Source organism: Anabaena sp. CCY 9402-a (assembly GCF_963920945.1).
GTDB classification, from domain to species: domain Bacteria; phylum Cyanobacteriota; class Cyanobacteriia; order Cyanobacteriales; family Nostocaceae; genus Trichormus; species Trichormus minutissimus.
In genome coordinates this window covers 1-19631 of sequence record NZ_CAWUDL010000097.1, presented here as the reverse complement: position 1 = coordinate 19631, position 19631 = coordinate 1, and the positions used below count along the sequence as shown (strand labels likewise).

Sequence of the window (19631 nt, the reverse complement as noted above, 5' to 3'; positions counted from 1 at the left end):
TGAGTGCTGAGTGCTGAGTGCTGAGTTCTGAGTGCTGAGTTCTGAGTTCTGAGTTAACAGGGTGGGTAATGCCCACCCAACATGATTTATCTTTTTAATTTTCAATTTTTCAAAAAACCGCACGACAATCCTAAATTTAGGAGGCATTGATATGGCACTTTGGATAGAAACTGAATCCGTTGAATTACGCCCTAACGCTACCGAAGATAATCTGCAAACCATAATCCGAGCAGTGTATCGGCAGGTTCTGGGCAATGCTCATATATTTGATAGCCAACTACTTACCAGTGCAGAGTCTCAATTACGCAACGGTGATATAACTGTTGCAGGCTTCGTTAGAGCTGTAGCGCAATCTGATCTATACCGATCGCTGTTTTTTGAAACTTCCTCTCCCTACCGCTTTGTTGAATTAAATTTTAAGCATTTACTGGGTCGCGCTCCGCAGGATCAGACTGAAATTGCGGAACACGTACAAATTTACAACACACAAGGGTATGAAGCTGAAATCAACTCCTACCTTGATAGTGATGAATATATCCTGAATTTTGGTGAGAATATCGTACCCTCTGCCCGTGGCAATCGTACCCAAGTTGGGGTCAAGAATGTCGGGTTTAACCGCACCTTTGCCTTAATGCGGGGGTTTGCTGCGAATGATGTGGGTAAATCAGCAAAATTAATTAGTGACATTGGTGGTAACTTACCGACCAAGATTGTTTCCCCATCTATTGGTTCTGGTGCTTCCAGTAATACAGGTAAGCGATTCCGTGTATCTATTTCCAAAGCTAATTTTGGTCTTCGGGTGACCAAAAGCATGGCAACCTTTGAAGTGGGATACAACCAGCTGTCCCAAAAAATTCAGAACATCCAGAAGACTGGCGGCAAAATTCTCAGTATCACTGAAATAGCTTAACGCTGATCTTGGCGATCGCTCTTAGTCTGGATACAAAGTGCGATCGCCAACAAGTCAAGAGTAAATCAACTTTACATCTCACTTGTTATTACTTTGGTTGTCCATCGATTCACGTTGATGATAAGTTGCTTACAGCATCGAAAATTAAGGTGATTTGTATGGCAACCACAATCATTGCTCCTGGCGATTTTAGTGACTACAGTAGTTGCCGAGTAACAATTGAAGTGACAGGGGGCTGTCATCAGCAGACGATGCGGTTGGCAAAGTACACAAAGACAATTCCTTATAGTTGTCTGTCTCAAACTATTCAGGGTATTAATCGCCTTGGTGGCAAGATTACCTGTATTACCCTATCGCCTTCCCCTACTCAAATCTCAAAGATTGAGTTAGCTCAGTCACTATCGACAATAGCTGAAAGCGATGATCTCCCTTCAGCAAATCAAGCTGAAGTTAGGTCATCGCCCCAGCATCAAGAACAGAAAAACTCTGCCGACACTAGTCAGGTTACAGAACCAACTAAAGTTAAGCAGGAAGAACAACCGATGCCTGCGGTAACCCCTGAAGGGAACACAGTTTTCAACTCAGTAGAGTACACCTTTACAGATGAGTGGTAATTAAACAGTCAAAAATACTGAGTAAGATAAACCGAAACCGAACAGTTGATGGATATTACGGAGTTTGTGGCAAATTCTATCGGGCGTTGGCGATCGCAACGCAGCGCACATCATTTAGCCTTCAGTCATTTTGAAGCCGTACAGTCTGAGATTGATATCATTTCTCTCCCAGATGATGACCCGGCAGTAATTGACTTGTGTAAAAGCTATAACATTGATCCTCATGCAGTAGTTTCCCCATTTCGGATGAGTTGGGAAGGTCAATCAGACTGGGATGACAGCGAAATCAAAGGCAGTTGCGTCCTAGTTCCCATCCCTGATCTAACTCATCCTCATCGAGGCAAACTCCTGCGCGATCAAGGCTATGCCGAAACGATCGCGGCGGCTGGCGATTATTACTTGACAGAAGACGGAACATTTGTACTGATTACTGCCTACGATCGCGCCGCCGCCGAAGAAAAAATCTGGTTTGTTAACCCTAATGTCCGTTGTCGAGTTTCCCTAATCAAAACTAGTGCTGGTACAGGAGTTGTCACAGCCTCGTTTTCCTCGGAAATCCGCCAGGATATTCAGACTTAATTCAGATCCAAAAATGCAAAACTAGGCATTTCTAGTCACACATATACAACCTCAGAGCGTGCAGTCTAAATGGAAACTGACCACGTTAATTTTTTCATGTCATTGATCATATAGATCCTCTGGCAATCAACAAAAAATATTGGCCATAATTTGGGGTTTTGCATACCACTTCATGGTTCGCGATAGCGTTGTGTAGCAAAGCAAGTTACGCATAGCTGATCAGAAACAAAAGTTCTGAAAGTTCTGTAGGAAACCTTTAAAGACGAATTTTGTATTGTTTATTTATGCTCATCTACTTATGAATTCTTCACCACCGCATATTTGCAAAACTACACCTAATAATTTAATCACCTTGGCTCGTTGGATGGCAGGGGATTTCAGCAACTCTCAACAGGCATTTGAAAATCCTAAAGATTATGCCCATATCCACGTCTTTTTTCGTCCGTTACCATTTGAGTTTTTCTCTGGAATTGGCCTTTATTCAGAACAGGTGTATGACTATGATTTGTGGAGACCTTATCGACAGGGAGTGCATCGCTTATTCAATCAGGGCGATCAGATTTATATCGAAAACTACAGCTTAAAAAATGCACTTTTCTATGCTGGTGCAGCCCGTGAGTTAAGTCTTCTCAAAACAATTACCCCTGATTGTATTGAGCGTCGATATAACTGCTCAATGATTTTTAAACGAGATGGGGAAAGATTTCAAGGTGGTGTTGAACCAGGAAACCTGTGCTTAATTGAGAAGAACGGTTGCCAGACTTATCTAGATAGTTATGTAGAAATTACAGAAACAACCTGGGTCAGCCTCGACAAGGGCATGGATGTAAATACACATCAGCAGGTTTGGGGATCTACGTTTGGACCACTGCGGTTTGAAAAACGGGAGAGTTTCGCTGATGAAGTTCCAAATATCCTATGATCTTTCCCTGCCTAAAGTTGAATCCATTGAAGCGAATATGCTGCCACCAGAAGCGCAGAAAAAAATGCAGTGCTGGATTCGCAGTCGGCATTTAATTTGTTCGGGTAATTTCTTTGTTTTTGAAACCGTAGATTATAGTGCCGTTGAGCGGTTTTCCAAATGTGTTGCAGCATTAGGCGGAACTGTTATTTCAGTTGACCAGATTGACAAAATTTGGATGGGTGATCATCGTCAAGTAATTCTTTATCAGGCAAAAGCCAGTTTGCATACACCATGCCACAATCTCAAGCAATATTGGCTCAAATACGGTGGCTTTCGCACCCGATTTGATGGTCAAGCTTGACACTTCCCCCACTAAAAAGACCTACCTTTCATCAGTATCAAAGCCTCACAATCATCACAAAACCCATGCGCCAGATCGATCAATCTACCTTGAACGCTCGAAATAAATTACTCGCTATGTTTCTGGTGCTTTGTATTCTAGATGCTACGCTAGTGATCATTGCACGAGATAGATGGGCTATTGGACGTATCTTGCTAACAATTGTAGTAATGTACTTTGTTCTACAGGGTCGGAAATGGGCAAAATGGCTCATGATGGGTATCTGTAGTTTGCTAGTTGTCATTCTAGTAACAATGGTTATTTTACTGAGATCAAAGCTTTCAATTGTCCTCATCGTAGGAAGTTTGATCATGGCCGTTCTCAGTGCCATCATTCTTTTCTATATGGCAAGTAGCAGAGATTTAAATTATTACTTCTCTTGGAAAAGGCAAAATTGTTGACATCGATTCAAAAGTGAGTATGTCACAATAGCCTACGGCTACGTAGAAAAGGCTTTCGCCCACAAACTTCAAAATGCAGCATTAGCAAGATTTGCATAAGTGATCAAGCCAGAGCCAATTTGCACACACTCTGCTCACCATGACTTAAAACAATAATTGGCTTAAATACGGCAGTTTTCTCACAAGATTTGATCAACAATTTTGATTGACAAGCTGACTTGGGAGAACTTGTATGTCGATTCCTCTATTAGAGTATGCACCTTTATCTCAAAATCATCGAGTGGAGGGGTTCGAGATTCCTGGTGATGAGCAGCCGAGAATTTACACAACTGATAACCTCCTAGCTGCCTCAGATATGGATATGTTAATCATGGCAGCTTATCGCCAGATTTTTAACGAGCAACAAATGTTATCCAGCAATCGACAGCGATTTTTGGAGTCTCAGTTACGGGCTGGTCAAATCACAGTTAAAGACTTCATTCGGGGATTGGTCTTATCCGATTCCTTTCGACGGCTCACCTACGATAGTAACAATAACTATCGGTTTGTCGAGATTTGCATTCAGAGGATTCTGGGTCGTAATGTGTATAGCGATCGCGAAAAACTTTCCTGGTCGATTGTGCTGGCGACTAAAGGACTACAAGACTTTATTGATACTTTAATCAACACGGAAGAATATCTGAGTAACTTTGGGTATGAAACTGTTCCTTATCAACGTCGCCGTATCCTACCTCAACACGCTCAAGGTGAACTACCCTTTGCCCGGATGGCGCGTTATGGTGAAGATTATCGCAACCAGTTGCCTCTTCCTCTCCTTCCCATCCGCCCCATTCCAACGGGTATTTTTGACGAATTTGAGCATTTTAGTCTCTATACCTTCATCAAGCGTGCTGATTGGACTACTAGCTTCAGTCTCATCGGTTTGCTCATGATGCTAACTATCCTCTTCATCCTGTTTTCAGAAGCCAACAACTTGTTCTGGGGTTAACCTTACTCAGTGCTGAGTGGTGAGTGCTGAGTCCTGAGTTAGAAGAAAAATACTCAGGACTTTGGCACTCGGTACAATTAACACCAATAGATGATAAATTTTATCAAGAAACTTGTGATTGATTGTGTTCTTTCTTAGTCTTGACCTATTTGATTCAATTAAGTTATGTAATTTTTATCAAACTAAATCGAATAATGACACCCCTTCTCCTTTATGATTATGAGAAATTTGTAAGATTTCGTTAAGGAAAGGGAGATTTTGTAGTCGTGGCAATTCCTCTTTTAGAATATGCACCCATTTCTCAAAACCAGAGGGTAGCAGGTTATGAGGTTCCTGGAGATGAGCAACCCAGGATCTACTCTACAGAGAACCTGCTTTCTTCAACAGATTTAGACATTCTCATTGAATCCGCCTATCGTCAGATTTTCTTTCATGCCTTTGCGGCTGATCGGGAGCGTTTCCTAGAGTCACAACTCCGCAGTGGTCAGATCACTGTCCGCGATTTTATTCGCGGATTGTTGCTATCCGATACCTACAAGCGTAGTTTCTACGACCTCAACAATAACTATCGTTTTGTTGAACAGACCGTACAGCGTGTTCTCGGACGTGATGTTTACGATAACCGAGAAAAGCTTGCTTGGTCAATTGTTGTTGCGACAAAGGGTATCAAAGGCTTTATCGATGATCTACTCAATACTGATGAGTACCTAGGAGCTTTTGGGTATGACACAGTACCCTACCAACGTCGTCGGGTGCTTCCTGGTCGGACAGAAGGTGAACGGCCTTTCAACATCAAATCTCCCCGCTACGATGAATACTATCGTGGTAAGTTTGGCTTCCCGCAGATCCTGTGGCAAACCACCGTTCGCACCTATACTTCTCCAGACAGACAGCCAAAAGCAGGTAGTCCCGCTCTGTTCCTGCAAATGGCGCAGAGTATCAATGCTAGAGGTAATACACCTCAGCAGGTATCAGTCATGAATATTGATATCGAGAAATCAGTTCCTTATCGCAAATAAGCTGATCTGAAAAAAAGTGCTGAGTGCTGAGTGCTGAGTAAAGTGAAAGTGCTTAGTGCTTTTGCACTCAGTATTTCTGGGTATTTCATTGAGTGGTCAAAAGTCAAAAGTTCAACTCAGCACTTTTCATCGTACTAATATTTTTTTGTTAGGAATTATTAAGATTTATTCACTCAGGCGCATTCATCATTCTCGGTGCGAAATCCGAGTTCTAGAAGAGCTTTGCGGATTTTGGCTTTAGACGGACGGACTTTTGGCACGGTTAATCCCATTTCTCTGGCAGTTTCAAAGATATCCCGAATTAATATATCGAAGGAAGTATCATCTGCATCTTCTGGCAGCTTCTCAATTCTTGCTTCATAGGCTAATGTATAAAGCTCTAGGTGATGTTTTCCCATCACTCTAGCTAGTTTCCTCAAAGTTTCAGGTGTAGGACAAGTTCCCTTAAAGCAAGCACCTCTTAATCGAGGTTGAGGAACACCAGATAAATCCGCCAGACGGTTCATACTGATACCCTGTTCTTCCAAGTATTGAAGAATGAATTGTCCTAAAGGGGAGCAATCTTCAGCTTTTATTTGCAACCTTGCTGGCATTGTTCGGTATCAGGGAAATTTAAATATCTACAATATAGCGGAATCAACGCGATTACGCATAATTAGGTGACAGGTGACAGGTGACAGGTGACAGGTGACAGGTGACAGGTGATTTTGTCTAAGTGCTGAGAACAATTCTTGGTGTTGCTGATTTAAAGCGGTTTCAATTTAAGAAGAAATAGCACTTCTGCGTCGGAGAACATCTAAAAGAGTTGTAAAGGTTTGTGGAGGTGTTGCTGTGACTTCAATCCAATTCTCAGATATGGGGTGCTGCAACTTCAGCCGCCAAGCGTGGAGTGCTTGACCAGGTAAATTTACACCTACGGAACGACCGGAAGCATAGAGGGGGTCGCCAACGATCGCATGACCCATATTGGCACTGTGAACACGAATTTGGTGTGTGCGTCCGGTTTCGAGTTGGAAATGAATTAATGTGTAGTTGTTGAGACGCTCTTGTACTTGCCAATGGGTGATAGCTGTTCTTCCACCTTGTTCTACAGGGATAACAGCCATTTTCTTGCGGTCTTGGCGATGGCGACCGATGGGTAAATTTATTGTTCCACTGGTAGTTTTTGGCGCACCATACACTACACCTAAATATTCTCGTCCTGCGGTTTTGGCTTGGAGTTGTGCTTGTAGGTGTTGATAGGCGATATCAGTTTTGGCGATCGCGATCGCTCCTGTTGTGTCTTTATCTAAACGATGGACAATCCCCGGTCGTTGCACACCCCCAATACCTGGTAAATTGGGACAATGCGCCAACAAAGCATTAACTAGTGTGCCATCGGGATGACCAGGTGCGGGATGAACCACTAACCCGGCTGGTTTGTTGAGAATCAGTAACTGTTCATCCTCGTAGAGAATATCTAGGGGGATATTTTCGGCTTTCAGTTCTAATGGTTGCGCTTCGGGAATTTCTAGAATTATGCGATCGCCTACTTTTACATTTATCTTTTTAGATGTGCAGACTTTACCATTGATTTGCACCTTACCTTGTTCAATTAACTGCTGCATCCGAGAACGAGATAAATCAGGTAACTCTTCAGCGAGGTAACGATCTAGACGTGCGTTATCTTCTTCAACTTGTAAAAAAAAATTGTTAACCATTAAGTTTTAATTCTGGGATAAGTAAAAAGCTAAGACTCAAAAATAAAAACAATATTTTGCTTTTTATCTTTTTACTTTTGATTGTTTAAAGTTCGTCAGGATTAATTCCCTTAGCTTGTAGTAAAGTACGGAGTGCTTCTAGTTGGCTTTATGCTTTTTCAGCCTGTTGAGGTTCTTGTTCCAATTGAACTTGTATTTATTATATCTTTTGAGCCATTTCTAAGTATGTCATAAATAGCTGTCCACTGCCTACGCAAATAGTTATGGCTACGCCACGCTGCCCGAACAAAAATTGAAGCGGATGACTATATTTCTAAATTCAAACCGGATTCCTATGTAGAAAACTAGCAAATTACATATCAAATTTACGTCAGCCAGAAATTTACTGAGTATTAAAAAAATCTATTTACTCTAGACTCAATCGTTATAAGTCTTTATTGCAGGTCATGTCTATTTACGTATTGAGAAAAGAAAAGATATTTTTGCTACTGATGGGTTTGAGCCAATATCTCGAATTTCCAGAATTGCTGTACTGTTAGATTAACGAAAGATACAGAAAGAAATGCTGATTTTTGGGAAAATTCTTCCTGGTAATCAGTTAATCTTTTGCTGTTTAATATAGTAGTGCAATTACTTTGCGGGGAAATTGCATTTATCAGGGTTAGTGCTGAGTGGCTCATCCAAGTTAGGAATTTGTGAGCCGCAAATAAGTGTGCTGACTCAAATTTTACCTGCTAAATAAAATTAGCAAAGATGCTACGCCCCACCGTAGCCCATCGCAGTTATAACAAGATACCTGAAAACTCTGAAAAATTTCCTGTTCATTCATATTTATATATTAAATTTATCCCTGAGTGCCATCCATGAAAACACTGCCTATTAGTCGATACAGATTTTTCCAGAAACTACAACCACTATCACTGTTAAAGAAAATCACTGGTAAGACTGTAACTGGCTGTTTGCAAGTGTTTAGTACATCGGGGGCTTGGTCAATATATGTGGAGGAGGGTAAGGTAATTTATGCTTGCTACTCAGAAAGAATGTTTGAGCCACTTTACCGACATTTGCAGAGTTTAAGTCAGGAAATTACAACTCTACCTAGAGAAATTAATCAACAACTACAGGCAATATTTGAGACTGGGATTGAAAATCAATCAATACCAAACCCAGATTATTTAGCTATTTGTTGGTTAGTCAATCAGAAATATATTAGTCCTGCACAAGCAGCCATACTCATAGAACATTTAGCTTTAGAAGTTTTACAGACATTTTTAGTTTTAGAAGAAGGGAGTTACGAGTTTATTCCCGAAAGTTTTTTAGATGACTTGCCTAAGTTTTGTTACTTAAATTTGCGTCTATTAGTAGAACAATGTCAACAACGGGGCAATGTTTACGAAGGATTAACAAAAGAAGCAGATCATTATGAAACCTCGGCTTACAAAGAGAATATGCAGTCTACAGCTAATAGCAGACAAAGTTATCACACCTATCCCAAACCAAAACCTGAGCCAAGATTACCCAATATAGAGGCTAAACGCTACACATCTCCCTATGTAAATGCTAATAATGGCTATCAGCAAATGTCATCAACTGCTGCTGATAGGAAAGTGTATAAAATATTTTGTATTGATGACAACCCAATTGTCTTAAATAGCATAAAAAATTTTTTAGATGAGCAAATATTTTCTGTGATTGGCGTGACGGATGCTTTAAAAGCTTTAATGGAAATACTGCACACAAAGCCAGACATCATTTTTTTAGATGTTGATATACCTAATTTAGATGGCTATGAATTATGTTCTTTGCTGCGTAAGCATACGTATTTCAAGCAGACACCTGTAATTATGATGACGGCTAAAGCTGGGCTACTTGATAAAGTTAAAGCTAAGATGGTCGGTGCTAATGGTCATTTAATTAAACCTGTTATGGAGGGGGATTTACTCAAAGTTATTTTTAAACATATTGTTTAATTATTATTAGCCTTTATGCCTTTTTCAATAAGACCAATACAGCTAATACCATTCCACGTTAAGGTTGATACAAATATACAGCAGAGGAGCAGAAAGAAGTCCGAGCGGAGGTTTCCTTTCCTCGGAACTTCCCTGAGAGACTCTATGCAAATGAGAGATGAAAGTTGAATTTAGTGAAATAGTATAAAGTCTATTACTACTTTACGATCGCAACATTAGGGAGACGACTCCACTCATTCCAAGAACCATCATAGTTGCGAACCTGTGGGTAGCCAAGTAAATACTTGAAGACAAACCAGGTATACCCGGAACGCGCACCGATAGTGCAGTAGGGAAATATTTCTTGCTCGGCTGTGATACCTTTACTGTTGTAAAGTGTCTGCAATTCATCGCATGATTTGAAAGTGCCATCCTGGTTTAAGGTCAGGATATGTTCAATGTTGACTGCGCTGGGAATATGTCCAGCACATTCAGTTTCTTTTGGCGGCTGATCGAAAAACCATTCACCACTGTACTCTTGAGGTGTGCGGACATCCAATAAGATGCGATCAGTTCTACCAATAGATGCTTGAACTTCTTCATGCAATACTCGCAGATGAGGATCAGGAGCTTTAGCGTGGTATGGAACTGCTGGGAATGTGGATAATTCTGTGAAAAGTGGACGAGCTTCTGATTTCCACTTCTGATATCCACCATTGAGAACTCTGACATTATCGTGTCCAAATAATTTTAATAGCCAAAAAATCCAAGCTCCTATTCCTGGATAACTACCATAGGCAATTACTGTTGTCTCATTGGTGATACCCGATTGTGACATGAGTTTTGCAAAGGCGATCGCATCTAAATTTATCCTCAAATCCGGCAATAATATGTCTGTAAAAATATTCCAAAACACAGCCCCAGGAATGTGAGCATTCTTATATGGCTTTGAACTTACATCAACTTCAATTATGCGAAGATTTGGATCATTGAGGTGATTTGCCAACCATTCAGTATCAACTACAACTTCAGGATGAGCATACTGGGACATGATTTTTCTCGCCGTGCTAAAGTTTTTCTTGACAGTTAATTTATGAACAATTTCCTGTCCACAGTTAAAATAAGGCTCACTTCCTGACCAAGCCTAGTCCTCGATCGAGTACACTTTGCGAATCATGGCGAACTTACAATCTGTATTCCAAACTATCATTCACGCAAAAAATGAACAGGAGTTAAAATCGCTGATTTTTCCAGAAGTGAGTGATTATTTTGTCGCCAAACGGTCAAGATTATTTTTTTTAGAGGAACTTCCCTTACTAGATAGCAGGTTGCAGAAGGTGATGCAGTTCGCTTTATCTAGTAAACGGAATCCCGTTGTTCGCTACTTAGTGGAACGGCATACCCCGGTTCATGAAGCTTTAGTCATATCACCCAAAGCATGGCAGTTGATTTGTCCACGGGCTGATCATTGGCACGTCATGGTAGGGCCGATTGTGAATCAAGGTCAATTAGTGGGTGTGATTGGCTTGACTCGTACAATAGGAATGCCTGCATTTGATACACAAAATTTGCTGGATTTGAGTGCGCTATGTCTGCATTTATCTGCTTGGGTGGCTACATTGCGATCGCCAAACCTAGCTAAAGGTAAATTACCGCACCAACCCTTCAAAACAAATAACTTAACACCTCGTGAAGTGCAAATTGCTGAACTAGTAGCTCAGGGGCGAACAAATGCACAAATTGGGGTTGAACTGTGGATTACTGAAAATTCTGTGAAGCAAGCTTTAAAGCGGATGTTCCGTAAGCTCGAAGTTTCATCTCGTGCTGAAATGGTAGCCCAGTTGTCTGCCAGCACTATGATGTACTATAGCAGTCCGCTTTGATTTCTGGAAATTATTTGTGTAGGTAGTAGTTCATCAAGTTTGAATTGATGGATAAGCTTTTTTTGTAGTAAGGACTTTAGTCCTTACTACAAACCATCAAAACTAACTTGACACAGCAGTAGGGGACTGGGGACAGGGAAGAAAGAATATGAGGTGTACTGAATTTTTTCAAATATCAAATAGGAATCCTATATCAGAACAAAATATTTTCATAACTTGATAGTCTTGTTACCTATTAGACAGGGCGACAACCAGACAAAATGCTGTGCATATTTACTACTGCGCCAATAACTGCGATCGCCGGAGCTTCAAATCCAGTTTTTTCTACTAGTTCTACAATATTTCTCAACTCACCAATTAATTCTTGTTGTTCGGGACGCGTACCCCAGCGTACTAAAGCAATTGGTGTGTCGAAACTCAACCCCGCCTTAGTTAACTCTTCCACAATGTAAGGCAGATTGTGAATACCCATGTAAATCACTATTGTCTCTGAACCGTGAGCGATCGCCTGCCAATCTACCTGCGGTTTATACTTGCCTGCGGCTTCATGCCCAGTTACAAAAGTTACGGATGAACTGTACGATCTATGGGTTAAAGGTATACCTGCATAGGCTGGGGCAGCGATACCAGATGTAATCCCTGGCACAACTTCCACTGGGATACCTGCGGCTACTAAGTCAGCCATTTCTTCCCCACCACGACCGAAAATAAAGGGATCACCACCTTTGAGCCGTACTACAATGGCGTGTTCCTGTGCTTTTTCAATCAGAGTTTGGGTTGTTTCATCTTGCAAAAGTGAATGTCTACCCCGACGCTTACCAGCATTGATTTGCTCTGCTTGGGGATTAATCATGGCTAAAATTGCCGGACTAACCAAGGCATCATAGATCACCACATCGGCACATTCTAAGATACTCTTGCCTTTGAGCGTCATTAACCCTGGATCTCCTGGCCCCGCACCTACTAAATAAACTTTTCCTAAACTTGTTTGTGCTTCGTTGTCTGTGCGGTTCATGCGTGAATTAAATCCCCAATCAAATCAGCTAATTCGTCACTTGCACCTAGAGGTTGCGCTAAGTAAAAACTTACCCCAGGGAATTGTAATTTTAACTCGTCTACTGCTTGAGCGATCGCATCAGTTATGCCACCAGAGAAGAGAAAGTAGGGCAAAATTGCCATTTCTCGATGACCAAAAGTAATTAACTCTTGTACCCGTGATTCTAAACTAGGCGATATAGACCAATAAGCAGTGACTATTCCCAAATTCACCGCCATGTTTTCTACAGGCTGTTGTGAACCCGGACGACGGCTACCATGAGATAACAAAATTCCTGTTGCTGCTTTAATAGTAGCTAGTTGCTGTTGGAAAAATATCTGTAAACCGGAGTGACTTCCTAAATATGGTTGTAAGTCAATTGTGATATCTTCACCAACAGCTTGTCTTGCTAGTGCTACCTCAGTCGGAATATCCGTCATCACATGGACACCCGGTAGCAGAAATATGGGAATAATTTGTAGACAACCACACCCCAACAAAACCGCACTTTGGGCAAACTGTCTAATTTGCTCATGTAAAGGTTCGGGACTCACTTCTAAAGATGCCGTACCCACCAGTTTCTCTGGTATTTGCAGCTTATGAGCCACCAGTTTTGCTAGTTGCTGCATAGCAATTTCTGGGCGAGGGTCGCGGCTTCCGTGAGATACTAGCAAATAGGCAGATGACATAAAAAATTCAAAATACTCTACGAGTAAGCTTACGTTTCCGTAAGGAAAGCAAGCTACAAAATTCAAAAACAAGAACTTTTCGTGCCTGTTGTTGCTATCTTACAGAATATTAACTAATTTATACAAATCTAACTTGCACTGCCCTAGTAGCGGCCTCTGTGCGGTTCGTCACCCCTAACTTATTGAGTACCTGGCTGACATGATGTCTAATAGTAGAAGGACTCAGTTTCATTCGTTGAGCGATCGCTTCATTACTCAATCCTAAAGCCAACATTGCTAATACCTCTTGTTGTCGCTTGCTCAATTCATACAGAGATTGAGATGATGGTTTGTGTGGTTGCAACAATGCCTGAACAACTTCTTCAGTCAACATAGAACGACCCATCGCTGCGGCTCGTATGGTATCTGCTAACTCATCAATCGAGACACCCTTCAGCAGATAGCCAATAGCTCCGGCTTGTATTGCTTGCTGTACTAAATCATTTTCAAAAAAACTGGTCAAAATTAACACTTGAATTTTTGGGTATTTTTTGCGAACAGCTTTTGTTGCTTCTGCCCCATTCATCCCTACCATCATCAAATCCATCAGCACCACATCTGGGTGCAACTTTTCGCACAGACGTACTGCCTCATCTCCGCTACGCGCTTCTCCCACTAATTCAATGTCATCAAAAGCAAACAAGAGAAATTTGATACCTCCTCGGATAATTTCGTGATCATCAACAGTCATGACACGAATTGGTGTGGTTAGTATATCTTTAGACATATATATATTTTTATGTATCAGAATTATTTCTCATACATGATTGTTTCATGATTCAGTTTTATACTTGATTTTCCTTAATTTTTAATTAATAGGTGCGTAATAGTACGTCACAATGATGGTGTTGATAGTAAATCAACAGTAATTTAACTTAGTATCCACCCTCAGTTAATTTATTACCTGACATCATTGCAACTCAGGACAATCTCAGTTCCCTGTTCTGGAGAACTTTTTAACTGGAAAGTAGCACCAATTGAATCAGCGCGTTCTTTCATAATTGCGATCCCTAAATGATCAGATGGTATGTTGTTGGGATCAAAACCACAGCCATTGTCGCTAATACGCAAAACTATTTTTTGTGAGTTACCGTAGAGACTGACGGATACTTGCGTTGCCTGAGCATATTTAACGATGTTATTGAGTGCTTCTTGAGTAACTCTATAAAAAACAAGCTTTACCTCATTAGTTAAAGGCCGATCGCCTTCTACAATTGTTGTTATCTGTAAATTTGCCCGTCCAGAAATAGCGTTGGTTAATTGCTGTAGTAATTCACCCAATGGTTTCTCTAGCAAACCGCTAGGACGCAACTCAATTAGTAAACTTCGCATTTCTGCTAACGCTCCTTGTGTGAGTTGGGCTAGTTCTTCTAATCCCTGTTCGGCTATGTCTGGGTTGCGTTGCCAAACTCTCGGCAAAGCTTCAGCAGTTGTGGCTACAGTAAACAATGTCTGCGATACTGAATCGTGTAAGTCACGAGCAAGACGATTTCGTTCCAATTCCACAGCTATTTTTCGTAACCGCTCGCTTTCTAGCAATTGTTCGCGGAGTTTCACTGCTTGAATTAAGTCTTCGGATAAGTGTAGACTCATAATTACTATGAAGGACAGAAATCCAAATTCAGCAAGGTATACGGCCTGGAGCTTTCCTAAATCTACTAGGCGATCGTGTTGCACAGTTGCTATCAAAATCATTACGCTCAAACACAGAGTCAGTGCTGCTTGCTTTTCACCGCGTCGATATTGACGGTAACAGGCGTAAAACAAGAAAACAGTATTACTGGTTAAAGTTAATAATTGGAAACTGAATAAGGGATTGAGTGTAGCTTCTGGCTGATAAATAGATTCGCCCCAAGGCAAAGAAACGCTTGATAGGCTACTGATATGAGAGTAGAGAATCCCTGTAGGGGAAATTTGGTTGATTAATAGACTAATGATATATAGGCTATTTAGTACCAAAATTAAACGTATTGGTTTGATATTAGTATATAAAGACACAAACAAAACAGTAGTAATCCCGAAAATATAGCCTAAAGAAGTTACCAATTTTCTGGCATTTATATAATCATCTACGTTTATGGCTTGATATTGGGCTATCAGAGCCAAAACATAACCAAAACTTATCAAACTGCTTAACCCAAAGAAAAAATGCAGCCAAGGTTTTAATCGTCCACAGGCAATTAGCAAGTGTAAAAGACCAACATATAAGCTAATACCAGCAACTATACCGAAAATGGTTGGAATCAGAGTCATTAATTAATTGTATCAATATATATAAGTGTCAGATGCGTTTATTCAGGCGATCGCTCTTTCTGCATGAGGAGCGATGTCTACGACGATGCTCCGCCTACGCATCTGCTTGAATGATTCTTTAATGCTGATATCCTTTGCATTAACCTGCATCTTTGTTGCATTGGCTGGCAACTCAGTAGTATTAATTGGCATCTTTGTTACATTGGCTGGGAACTTAGTAGCATTGGCTGGCAACTTGATTGTATTGGAATATACCTTTGTTGCATTAAAGTTGTATAAATGAGCGTACCTCAGTTTTTAAGGAGTAGTGACAATTGCCACTGTTTTTGGAAAATTGGTATGCTTTTGCCTCACGACTGAAAAAATTCACCTTACTGATAGATTTAAAGCCGCAATGGGTACATTAAATACATAACTGATAACAGTATGTAAATATGATTACCCAAAATACAACACGCCGTTTGCGTCCGCAATTAATTAGTGAAGATGTGAGTTCATGGCATGGTTTAAAAACCATCACTACCTATGAAACTAACCGTGCTGATGCCTCTGCTGCTAACTTACAGCAAGCTTATCAAGCTATGTTAGCCCAGCAACAAACCGAAACCGAAAAACAAGCTTTATACCGTGCTGCGGCTGATGCAGCAAGATTAGCAGAATGGGAATTTCACAATGCGGTATTAGCAATGAAAGAAGTTGTGCGCGGACAATATGGATTAAATAGCGATCAAGCTCAAGCGGTAGGATTGAAGAAAAAATCCGAGTACAAGCGTCCTAGCCGCAAAAAGACAGTTGCATTATGAGCTAGGAAAAATTATCACTTTAAATATTACAAAGAGTGCGATCGCATCTACGAGTCATCTCAAGTGCAATTGCACTTTTTTATTACCAATAACTATAAGCACTAATTATATAGGACAAAGATCCTAGTCAAAACTTGGATCTTTGTCCGATGTGGTGATTGGGGCGATCGCTATATAATCCATTTCACTATTAAAAATTTATACAATTGCCTAACCTGTGCAATACAAAACACACAAGTAAAAAGCTTCTCATTTGACCCCTAAATCAACAATTAATCAAATCTAACTTGTAGCTAACTTCCCCACAGAGGCATTACCGCGCCAATCTGGGATTTTTGCACGAGCATTAATACTTATTCAATAAAAACAAAACATATACTAATCAATGTCAACAATCACCGCAGATTCTACCCCTTCCTTACAAATTACCGCTTCCCAGGATTTCGCCTCTTGGTTGGAACAGCAAAACCTCAGTCTAGCCTTTACCACCTACCAAACTAACCGCCTTTTTTTCGTCAGTGGCCAAGCTAACGGCAGACTGAAACTACACGAAAGACTATTCGACAAACCAATGGGATTATGTGTAGCAGCAAATCGTCTCTACATGACCACCCGTTACCAAATCTGGGATTTCCATAATCTCCTGGATAGTGGGGAAAAATCACAAGAAACAGATCGTCTCTATCTCCCCCACACCGCTTACACCACTGGAGATGTCAACGCCCATGAAATAGTGTTGGACAATTCGGGAAAAGTAATTTTTGTCAATACTGATTTTAGTTGTTTAGCCACAATTAGCCCCGATTATAGCTTTGTACCCATTTGGCAACCGCCCTTTATCTCCAAACTCGTGGCAGAAGATCGTTGTCATCTGAATGGGTTAACAATGGTAGAAGGCAAACCCGCTTATGTCACCGCCTGTAGTACCACAGATACCGCCGCCGGCTGGCGGAATCATCGTCTTGATGGGGGAGTCGTTATTGATGTTAACCACAACGAAATTATCGCCACAGGCTTATCAATGCCCCATTCTCCCCGGTGGTATCAGGGGAAATTGTGGTTACTCAATTCCGGCACAGGGGAATTTGGCTACATCCAAGATCATCAATTCCATCCCATCACATTCTGTCCTGGATTCGTGCGCGGGTTAGCCTTTTGGCAAAACTTCGCCTTTGTAGGACTATCTCAATTACGTTCCCAGAGTTTCACCGGCCTAACCCTAGAAAAACGCCTCATGTCCGAGGGAAATCGTCCCCAATCTGGGTTAATGGTGATTAACTTACAAACAGGTGAACCCCTGCACTGGTTATATTTTCAGAGCGTAATTGAAGAACTATTTGATGTGGTAGTTCTGCCTGGAGTGCGACAACCCCAAGTTATTGGCTTACAAGAAGAAGAAATACAGCGTCTAGTCACATTTCCCAACAGTGGCGGCATTGTCACCACCAAACCTACGGCAAAACGCCCCAGTAAGGGCGCAAAACCTCCTATTGCTGGTTTACCGACCTCACCCCCAACCCCTCTTTTACAAGGAGAGGGGAGTAATCATACTCCCCCCTTCCCTACTAGGGAAGGGGGGCTGGGGGGGTTAGGTCAAACCGTCCGTTACCAACGGGTGTATCACCTCACTAGCAGTAATGCCCTAAATTACGATGAATTGACCTTTCCTCGATTACAGCAGCGTTGGCAAAAAACGCCACCAAAGGGGGAATTAACGGGACTTTCGGCTTCTCTTAACGGGTCAATTGTAGGTTTTGCGATCGCCGAACGTTTAAACCCCGAAACAGCCGAAATTATCTCTCTATTTGTGTTACCCGAATACCGAAAACAAGGCATTGGCACAAGGTTAGTAGCTTATTTAGAAAAAGAATTAAAGACTCAAGGCTGTCAAGATTTAATTTTGACCTATTCCACCAGTTTACTGACCAATACAGCCTTAGAACCCTTACTGCAAAGGCTACAGTGGCAACCTCCACAAATTAACGGAGAGTTCCGTCAGAGGCATAAGCAGATCCAAACCCCTAATACAACGGCTGAGATAGTGGTTTTAGATCAACCTACTGTTCAATATTATGCCCTCCAGAATTTAACCGTTGAACAATCTTTGTCTTACAACCATTTGAGTTTTCCAAAAATTCAACCCCGTTGGAGTCGTCAACAACCGAAAGGGCAGTTAGTGGGGATACTTGCCGAAGTAGCAGGGGAAAAAGTGGGATTAGTGTTAGCTGAGATATTTTCAACCCCACCCCAGACAAAACCAGAAGTTGAAGTGATTTCTCTGTTTGTTTTACCAGATTATCGCCATCAGGGAATTGGCACAGGTTTAATCAAAACTCTGGAAATGGGTTTAACCGCTTTAGGTTGTGAGCAAATGCAGCTGGTTTATAAATCTACTGACATCACAAATTTAGCTTTAGAACCTTTATTAAAACGGCAAAAATGGCAGACACAAGTCAACTTTTTACTGGGGAAAACCACCACCGAGAAGGTATCTCAAGCACCTTGGTTAACGAAGTATCCCCTACCGAACAAATTTACAGTTTTTCCTTGGAGTGAATTAACAGATGCAGACCAAAAACAGCTTGAAAATTTGGACTATCCAACCTCCTTGAGTCCCTTTGGCAATACTCCGGCTGAACCCTTGAACAGCTTGGGGTTGCGCTATGAGAATCAACTGGTGGGTTGGATGATAACTCACCAAGTCGCTAGTGATGCGATTCGTTATTCAACAATGTTTGTGGACAAACGGTTTCAACGGTTAGGACGGGGGATTTCTTTGTTATCCCTGTCTATCCTGCGTCAAGTGGACAGTACAGTGCCTTACTGTTTGTTTGCAGTGCAACAGGAAAATCCGGCGATGCTGAAATTTGTTCATCGACACTTAGAACCCTATCTGATGGAAGTGACTAATTCTTATGTTGCTTTTAAGCAATTGGGTGGTTAGTCCTAATCTGTCATTTAAAACTTGAAAACACTGAAATTTTGTCAAATTAAAGGAATTAATTGATTATGCCACCAGTTAACAATGATCCCAATTTTATCACCCCAATTACCAACCCCTTCGGACTGACGAATGTGGGGTTGTATGCTGCCCCCACCTTAGCCGATATTGATGGGGATGGGGACTTGGATGCTTTTGTGGGGAATAGAGATGGCAATACCTTGTTCTTCCGCAACACGCCAAGTGCGACTGAACCCGTGTTTACCCAAGAAGCCAACAACTTCGGACTGACGAATGTGGGGTATAATGCTGCCCCCACCTTTGCCGATATTGATGGGGATGGGGACTTGGATGCTTTTGTGGGGAATTTTTATGGCAATACCCTGTTCTACCGCAACACGGGAACTGCGGCTGCCCCCACTTTTACCCAGGAAGCCACCAACCCCTTCGGACTGACGGATGTGGGGGATTTTGCTGCCCCCACCTTTGCCGATATTGATGGGGATGGGGACTTGGATGCTTT

20 protein-coding genes are annotated in these 19631 nt (G+C 41.5%); 12 read left to right on the top strand and 8 right to left on the bottom strand.

Annotated elements, in window-relative coordinates; translation table 11 throughout:
- The first annotated feature begins 151 nt into the window (after nucleotides 1-151).
- The 7 genes from ACM0OR_RS25005 to ACM0OR_RS24975 all read left to right on the top strand — a co-directional run bounded on the left by ACM0OR_RS25005 (nucleotide 152) and on the right by ACM0OR_RS24975 (nucleotide 5815).
- Nucleotides 152-910, top strand: a complete 759-nt coding sequence (locus tag ACM0OR_RS25005; RefSeq protein ID WP_190698633.1) for a phycobilisome rod-core linker polypeptide — start codon at nucleotides 152-154, stop codon at nucleotides 908-910.
- Between the two features lie 8 nt (nucleotides 911-918).
- On the top strand, nucleotides 919-1524 hold the full coding sequence (locus ACM0OR_RS25000) for a phycobilisome linker polypeptide (RefSeq protein ID WP_414579187.1): 606 nt from the start codon (nucleotides 919-921) through the stop codon (nucleotides 1522-1524).
- Nucleotides 1525-1572: 48 nt separating this feature from the next.
- Nucleotides 1573-2103, top strand: coding sequence for a phycobiliprotein lyase (locus ACM0OR_RS24995; RefSeq protein WP_190698629.1), 531 nt, complete (start codon nucleotides 1573-1575; stop codon nucleotides 2101-2103).
- A 298-nt stretch (nucleotides 2104-2401) separates the two neighbouring features.
- Nucleotides 2402-3025, top strand: coding sequence for a chromophore lyase CpcT/CpeT (locus tag ACM0OR_RS24990; protein WP_414579186.1), 624 nt, complete (start codon nucleotides 2402-2404; stop codon nucleotides 3023-3025).
- On the top strand, nucleotides 3003-3368 hold the full coding sequence (locus ACM0OR_RS24985) for a CpeR family transcriptional regulator (RefSeq protein ID WP_414579185.1): 366 nt from the start codon (nucleotides 3003-3005) through the stop codon (nucleotides 3366-3368). Before ACM0OR_RS24990 ends, ACM0OR_RS24985 begins: the two co-directional genes overlap by 23 nt.
- A gap of 672 nt (nucleotides 3369-4040) precedes the next feature.
- Nucleotides 4041-4796, top strand: coding sequence for a phycobilisome rod-core linker polypeptide (locus ACM0OR_RS24980; protein ID WP_414579184.1), 756 nt, complete (start codon nucleotides 4041-4043; stop codon nucleotides 4794-4796).
- Nucleotides 4797-5062: 266 nt separating this feature from the next.
- The gene (locus tag ACM0OR_RS24975; protein WP_190698621.1) at nucleotides 5063-5815 is read left to right on the top strand and encodes a phycobilisome rod-core linker polypeptide; all 753 of its coding nucleotides are present in this window, start codon (nucleotides 5063-5065) and stop codon (nucleotides 5813-5815) included.
- Between the two features lie 173 nt (nucleotides 5816-5988).
- Here the strand turns inward: ACM0OR_RS24975 and ACM0OR_RS24970 are convergent, their stop codons facing one another.
- Complete coding sequence (locus ACM0OR_RS24970; RefSeq protein WP_190698619.1) at nucleotides 5989-6408, bottom strand: helix-turn-helix domain-containing protein; 420 nt, start codon at nucleotides 6406-6408, stop codon at nucleotides 5989-5991.
- 168 nt (nucleotides 6409-6576) lie between these two features.
- Nucleotides 6577-7515, bottom strand: coding sequence for an RluA family pseudouridine synthase (locus ACM0OR_RS24965; RefSeq protein WP_414579183.1), 939 nt, complete (start codon nucleotides 7513-7515; stop codon nucleotides 6577-6579).
- 863 nt (nucleotides 7516-8378) lie between these two features.
- Here ACM0OR_RS24965 and ACM0OR_RS24960 point away from each other — a divergent pair.
- Nucleotides 8379-9485, top strand: a complete 1107-nt coding sequence (locus ACM0OR_RS24960; protein ID WP_323268655.1) for a response regulator — start codon at nucleotides 8379-8381, stop codon at nucleotides 9483-9485.
- Nucleotides 9486-9681: 196 nt separating this feature from the next.
- On the opposite strand, the gene ACM0OR_RS24955 is transcribed toward ACM0OR_RS24960, so the two are convergent.
- Complete coding sequence (locus ACM0OR_RS24955) at nucleotides 9682-10515, bottom strand: sulfurtransferase (protein WP_414579182.1); 834 nt, start codon at nucleotides 10513-10515, stop codon at nucleotides 9682-9684.
- Nucleotides 10516-10639: 124 nt separating this feature from the next.
- Here ACM0OR_RS24955 and ACM0OR_RS24950 point away from each other — a divergent pair, with 124 nt between their 5' ends.
- Nucleotides 10640-11347 (top strand): helix-turn-helix transcriptional regulator, encoded by a 708-nt coding sequence (locus tag ACM0OR_RS24950; protein ID WP_414579181.1) that lies wholly within the window; start codon nucleotides 10640-10642, stop codon nucleotides 11345-11347.
- A 235-nt stretch (nucleotides 11348-11582) separates the two neighbouring features.
- On the opposite strand, the gene cobA is transcribed toward ACM0OR_RS24950, so the two are convergent.
- The 5 genes from cobA to ACM0OR_RS24925 all read right to left on the bottom strand — a co-directional run bounded on the left by cobA (nucleotide 11583) and on the right by ACM0OR_RS24925 (nucleotide 15556).
- The gene (cobA, locus tag ACM0OR_RS24945) at nucleotides 11583-12362 is read right to left on the bottom strand and encodes a uroporphyrinogen-III C-methyltransferase (RefSeq protein ID WP_323268652.1); all 780 of its coding nucleotides are present in this window, start codon (nucleotides 12360-12362) and stop codon (nucleotides 11583-11585) included.
- A complete protein-coding gene (locus ACM0OR_RS24940) occupies nucleotides 12359-13072 on the bottom strand; it encodes a sirohydrochlorin chelatase (RefSeq protein WP_414579180.1) in 714 nt (237 codons plus the stop codon). Before ACM0OR_RS24940 ends, cobA begins: the two co-directional genes overlap by 4 nt.
- A gap of 118 nt (nucleotides 13073-13190) precedes the next feature.
- Nucleotides 13191-13838, bottom strand: coding sequence for a response regulator (locus tag ACM0OR_RS24935; protein WP_414579179.1), 648 nt, complete (start codon nucleotides 13836-13838; stop codon nucleotides 13191-13193).
- 173 nt (nucleotides 13839-14011) lie between these two features.
- On the bottom strand, nucleotides 14012-15364 hold the full coding sequence (locus tag ACM0OR_RS24930; RefSeq protein ID WP_323268649.1) for a sensor histidine kinase: 1353 nt from the start codon (nucleotides 15362-15364) through the stop codon (nucleotides 14012-14014).
- Between the two features lie 42 nt (nucleotides 15365-15406).
- Nucleotides 15407-15556 carry a hypothetical protein gene (locus ACM0OR_RS24925; RefSeq protein WP_414579178.1) on the bottom strand — a complete coding sequence of 50 codons (150 nt, stop codon included), beginning with the start codon at nucleotides 15554-15556 and terminating at the stop codon, nucleotides 15407-15409.
- Nucleotides 15557-15798: 242 nt separating this feature from the next.
- Between ACM0OR_RS24925 and ACM0OR_RS24920 the strand changes: the two genes are divergently transcribed.
- The 3 genes from ACM0OR_RS24920 to ACM0OR_RS24910 form a co-directional block, all read left to right on the top strand.
- Nucleotides 15799-16167, top strand: a complete 369-nt coding sequence (locus ACM0OR_RS24920; RefSeq protein ID WP_414579177.1) for a hypothetical protein — start codon at nucleotides 15799-15801, stop codon at nucleotides 16165-16167.
- Between the two features lie 385 nt (nucleotides 16168-16552).
- Complete coding sequence (locus ACM0OR_RS24915) at nucleotides 16553-19111, top strand: TIGR03032 family protein (protein WP_414579176.1); 2559 nt, start codon at nucleotides 16553-16555, stop codon at nucleotides 19109-19111.
- Nucleotides 19112-19176: 65 nt separating this feature from the next.
- Nucleotides 19177-19631 (top strand): FG-GAP repeat domain-containing protein (locus ACM0OR_RS24910; RefSeq protein ID WP_414579175.1); only part of this gene is annotated, 455 nt, incomplete at its 3' end.

Coding starts and splice junctions, on each gene's coding strand:
- ACM0OR_RS25005 (WP_190698633.1), top strand. CDS start 152: ATGGCACTTTGGATAGAAACTGAATCCGTTGAATTACGCCCTAACGCT.
- ACM0OR_RS24995 (WP_190698629.1), top strand. CDS start 1,573: ATGGATATTACGGAGTTTGTGGCAAATTCTATCGGGCGTTGGCGATCG.
- ACM0OR_RS24990 (WP_414579186.1), top strand. CDS start 2,402: ATGAATTCTTCACCACCGCATATTTGCAAAACTACACCTAATAATTTA.
- ACM0OR_RS24985 (WP_414579185.1), top strand. CDS start 3,003: ATGAAGTTCCAAATATCCTATGATCTTTCCCTGCCTAAAGTTGAATCC.
- ACM0OR_RS24980 (WP_414579184.1), top strand. CDS start 4,041: ATGTCGATTCCTCTATTAGAGTATGCACCTTTATCTCAAAATCATCGA.
- ACM0OR_RS24970 (WP_190698619.1), bottom strand. CDS start 6,408: ATGCCAGCAAGGTTGCAAATAAAAGCTGAAGATTGCTCCCCTTTAGGA.
- ACM0OR_RS24965 (WP_414579183.1), bottom strand. CDS start 7,515: ATGGTTAACAATTTTTTTTTACAAGTTGAAGAAGATAACGCACGTCTA.
- ACM0OR_RS24960 (WP_323268655.1), top strand. CDS start 8,379: ATGAAAACACTGCCTATTAGTCGATACAGATTTTTCCAGAAACTACAA.
- ACM0OR_RS24955 (WP_414579182.1), bottom strand. CDS start 10,515: ATGTCCCAGTATGCTCATCCTGAAGTTGTAGTTGATACTGAATGGTTG.
- ACM0OR_RS24950 (WP_414579181.1), top strand. CDS start 10,640: ATGGCGAACTTACAATCTGTATTCCAAACTATCATTCACGCAAAAAAT.
- cobA (WP_323268652.1), bottom strand. CDS start 12,362: ATGAACCGCACAGACAACGAAGCACAAACAAGTTTAGGAAAAGTTTAT.
- ACM0OR_RS24940 (WP_414579180.1), bottom strand. CDS start 13,072: ATGTCATCTGCCTATTTGCTAGTATCTCACGGAAGCCGCGACCCTCGC.
- ACM0OR_RS24935 (WP_414579179.1), bottom strand. CDS start 13,838: ATGTCTAAAGATATACTAACCACACCAATTCGTGTCATGACTGTTGAT.
- ACM0OR_RS24930 (WP_323268649.1), bottom strand. CDS start 15,364: ATGACTCTGATTCCAACCATTTTCGGTATAGTTGCTGGTATTAGCTTA.
- ACM0OR_RS24925 (WP_414579178.1), bottom strand. CDS start 15,556: ATGCCAATTAATACTACTGAGTTGCCAGCCAATGCAACAAAGATGCAG.
- ACM0OR_RS24920 (WP_414579177.1), top strand. CDS start 15,799: ATGATTACCCAAAATACAACACGCCGTTTGCGTCCGCAATTAATTAGT.
- ACM0OR_RS24915 (WP_414579176.1), top strand. CDS start 16,553: ATGTCAACAATCACCGCAGATTCTACCCCTTCCTTACAAATTACCGCT.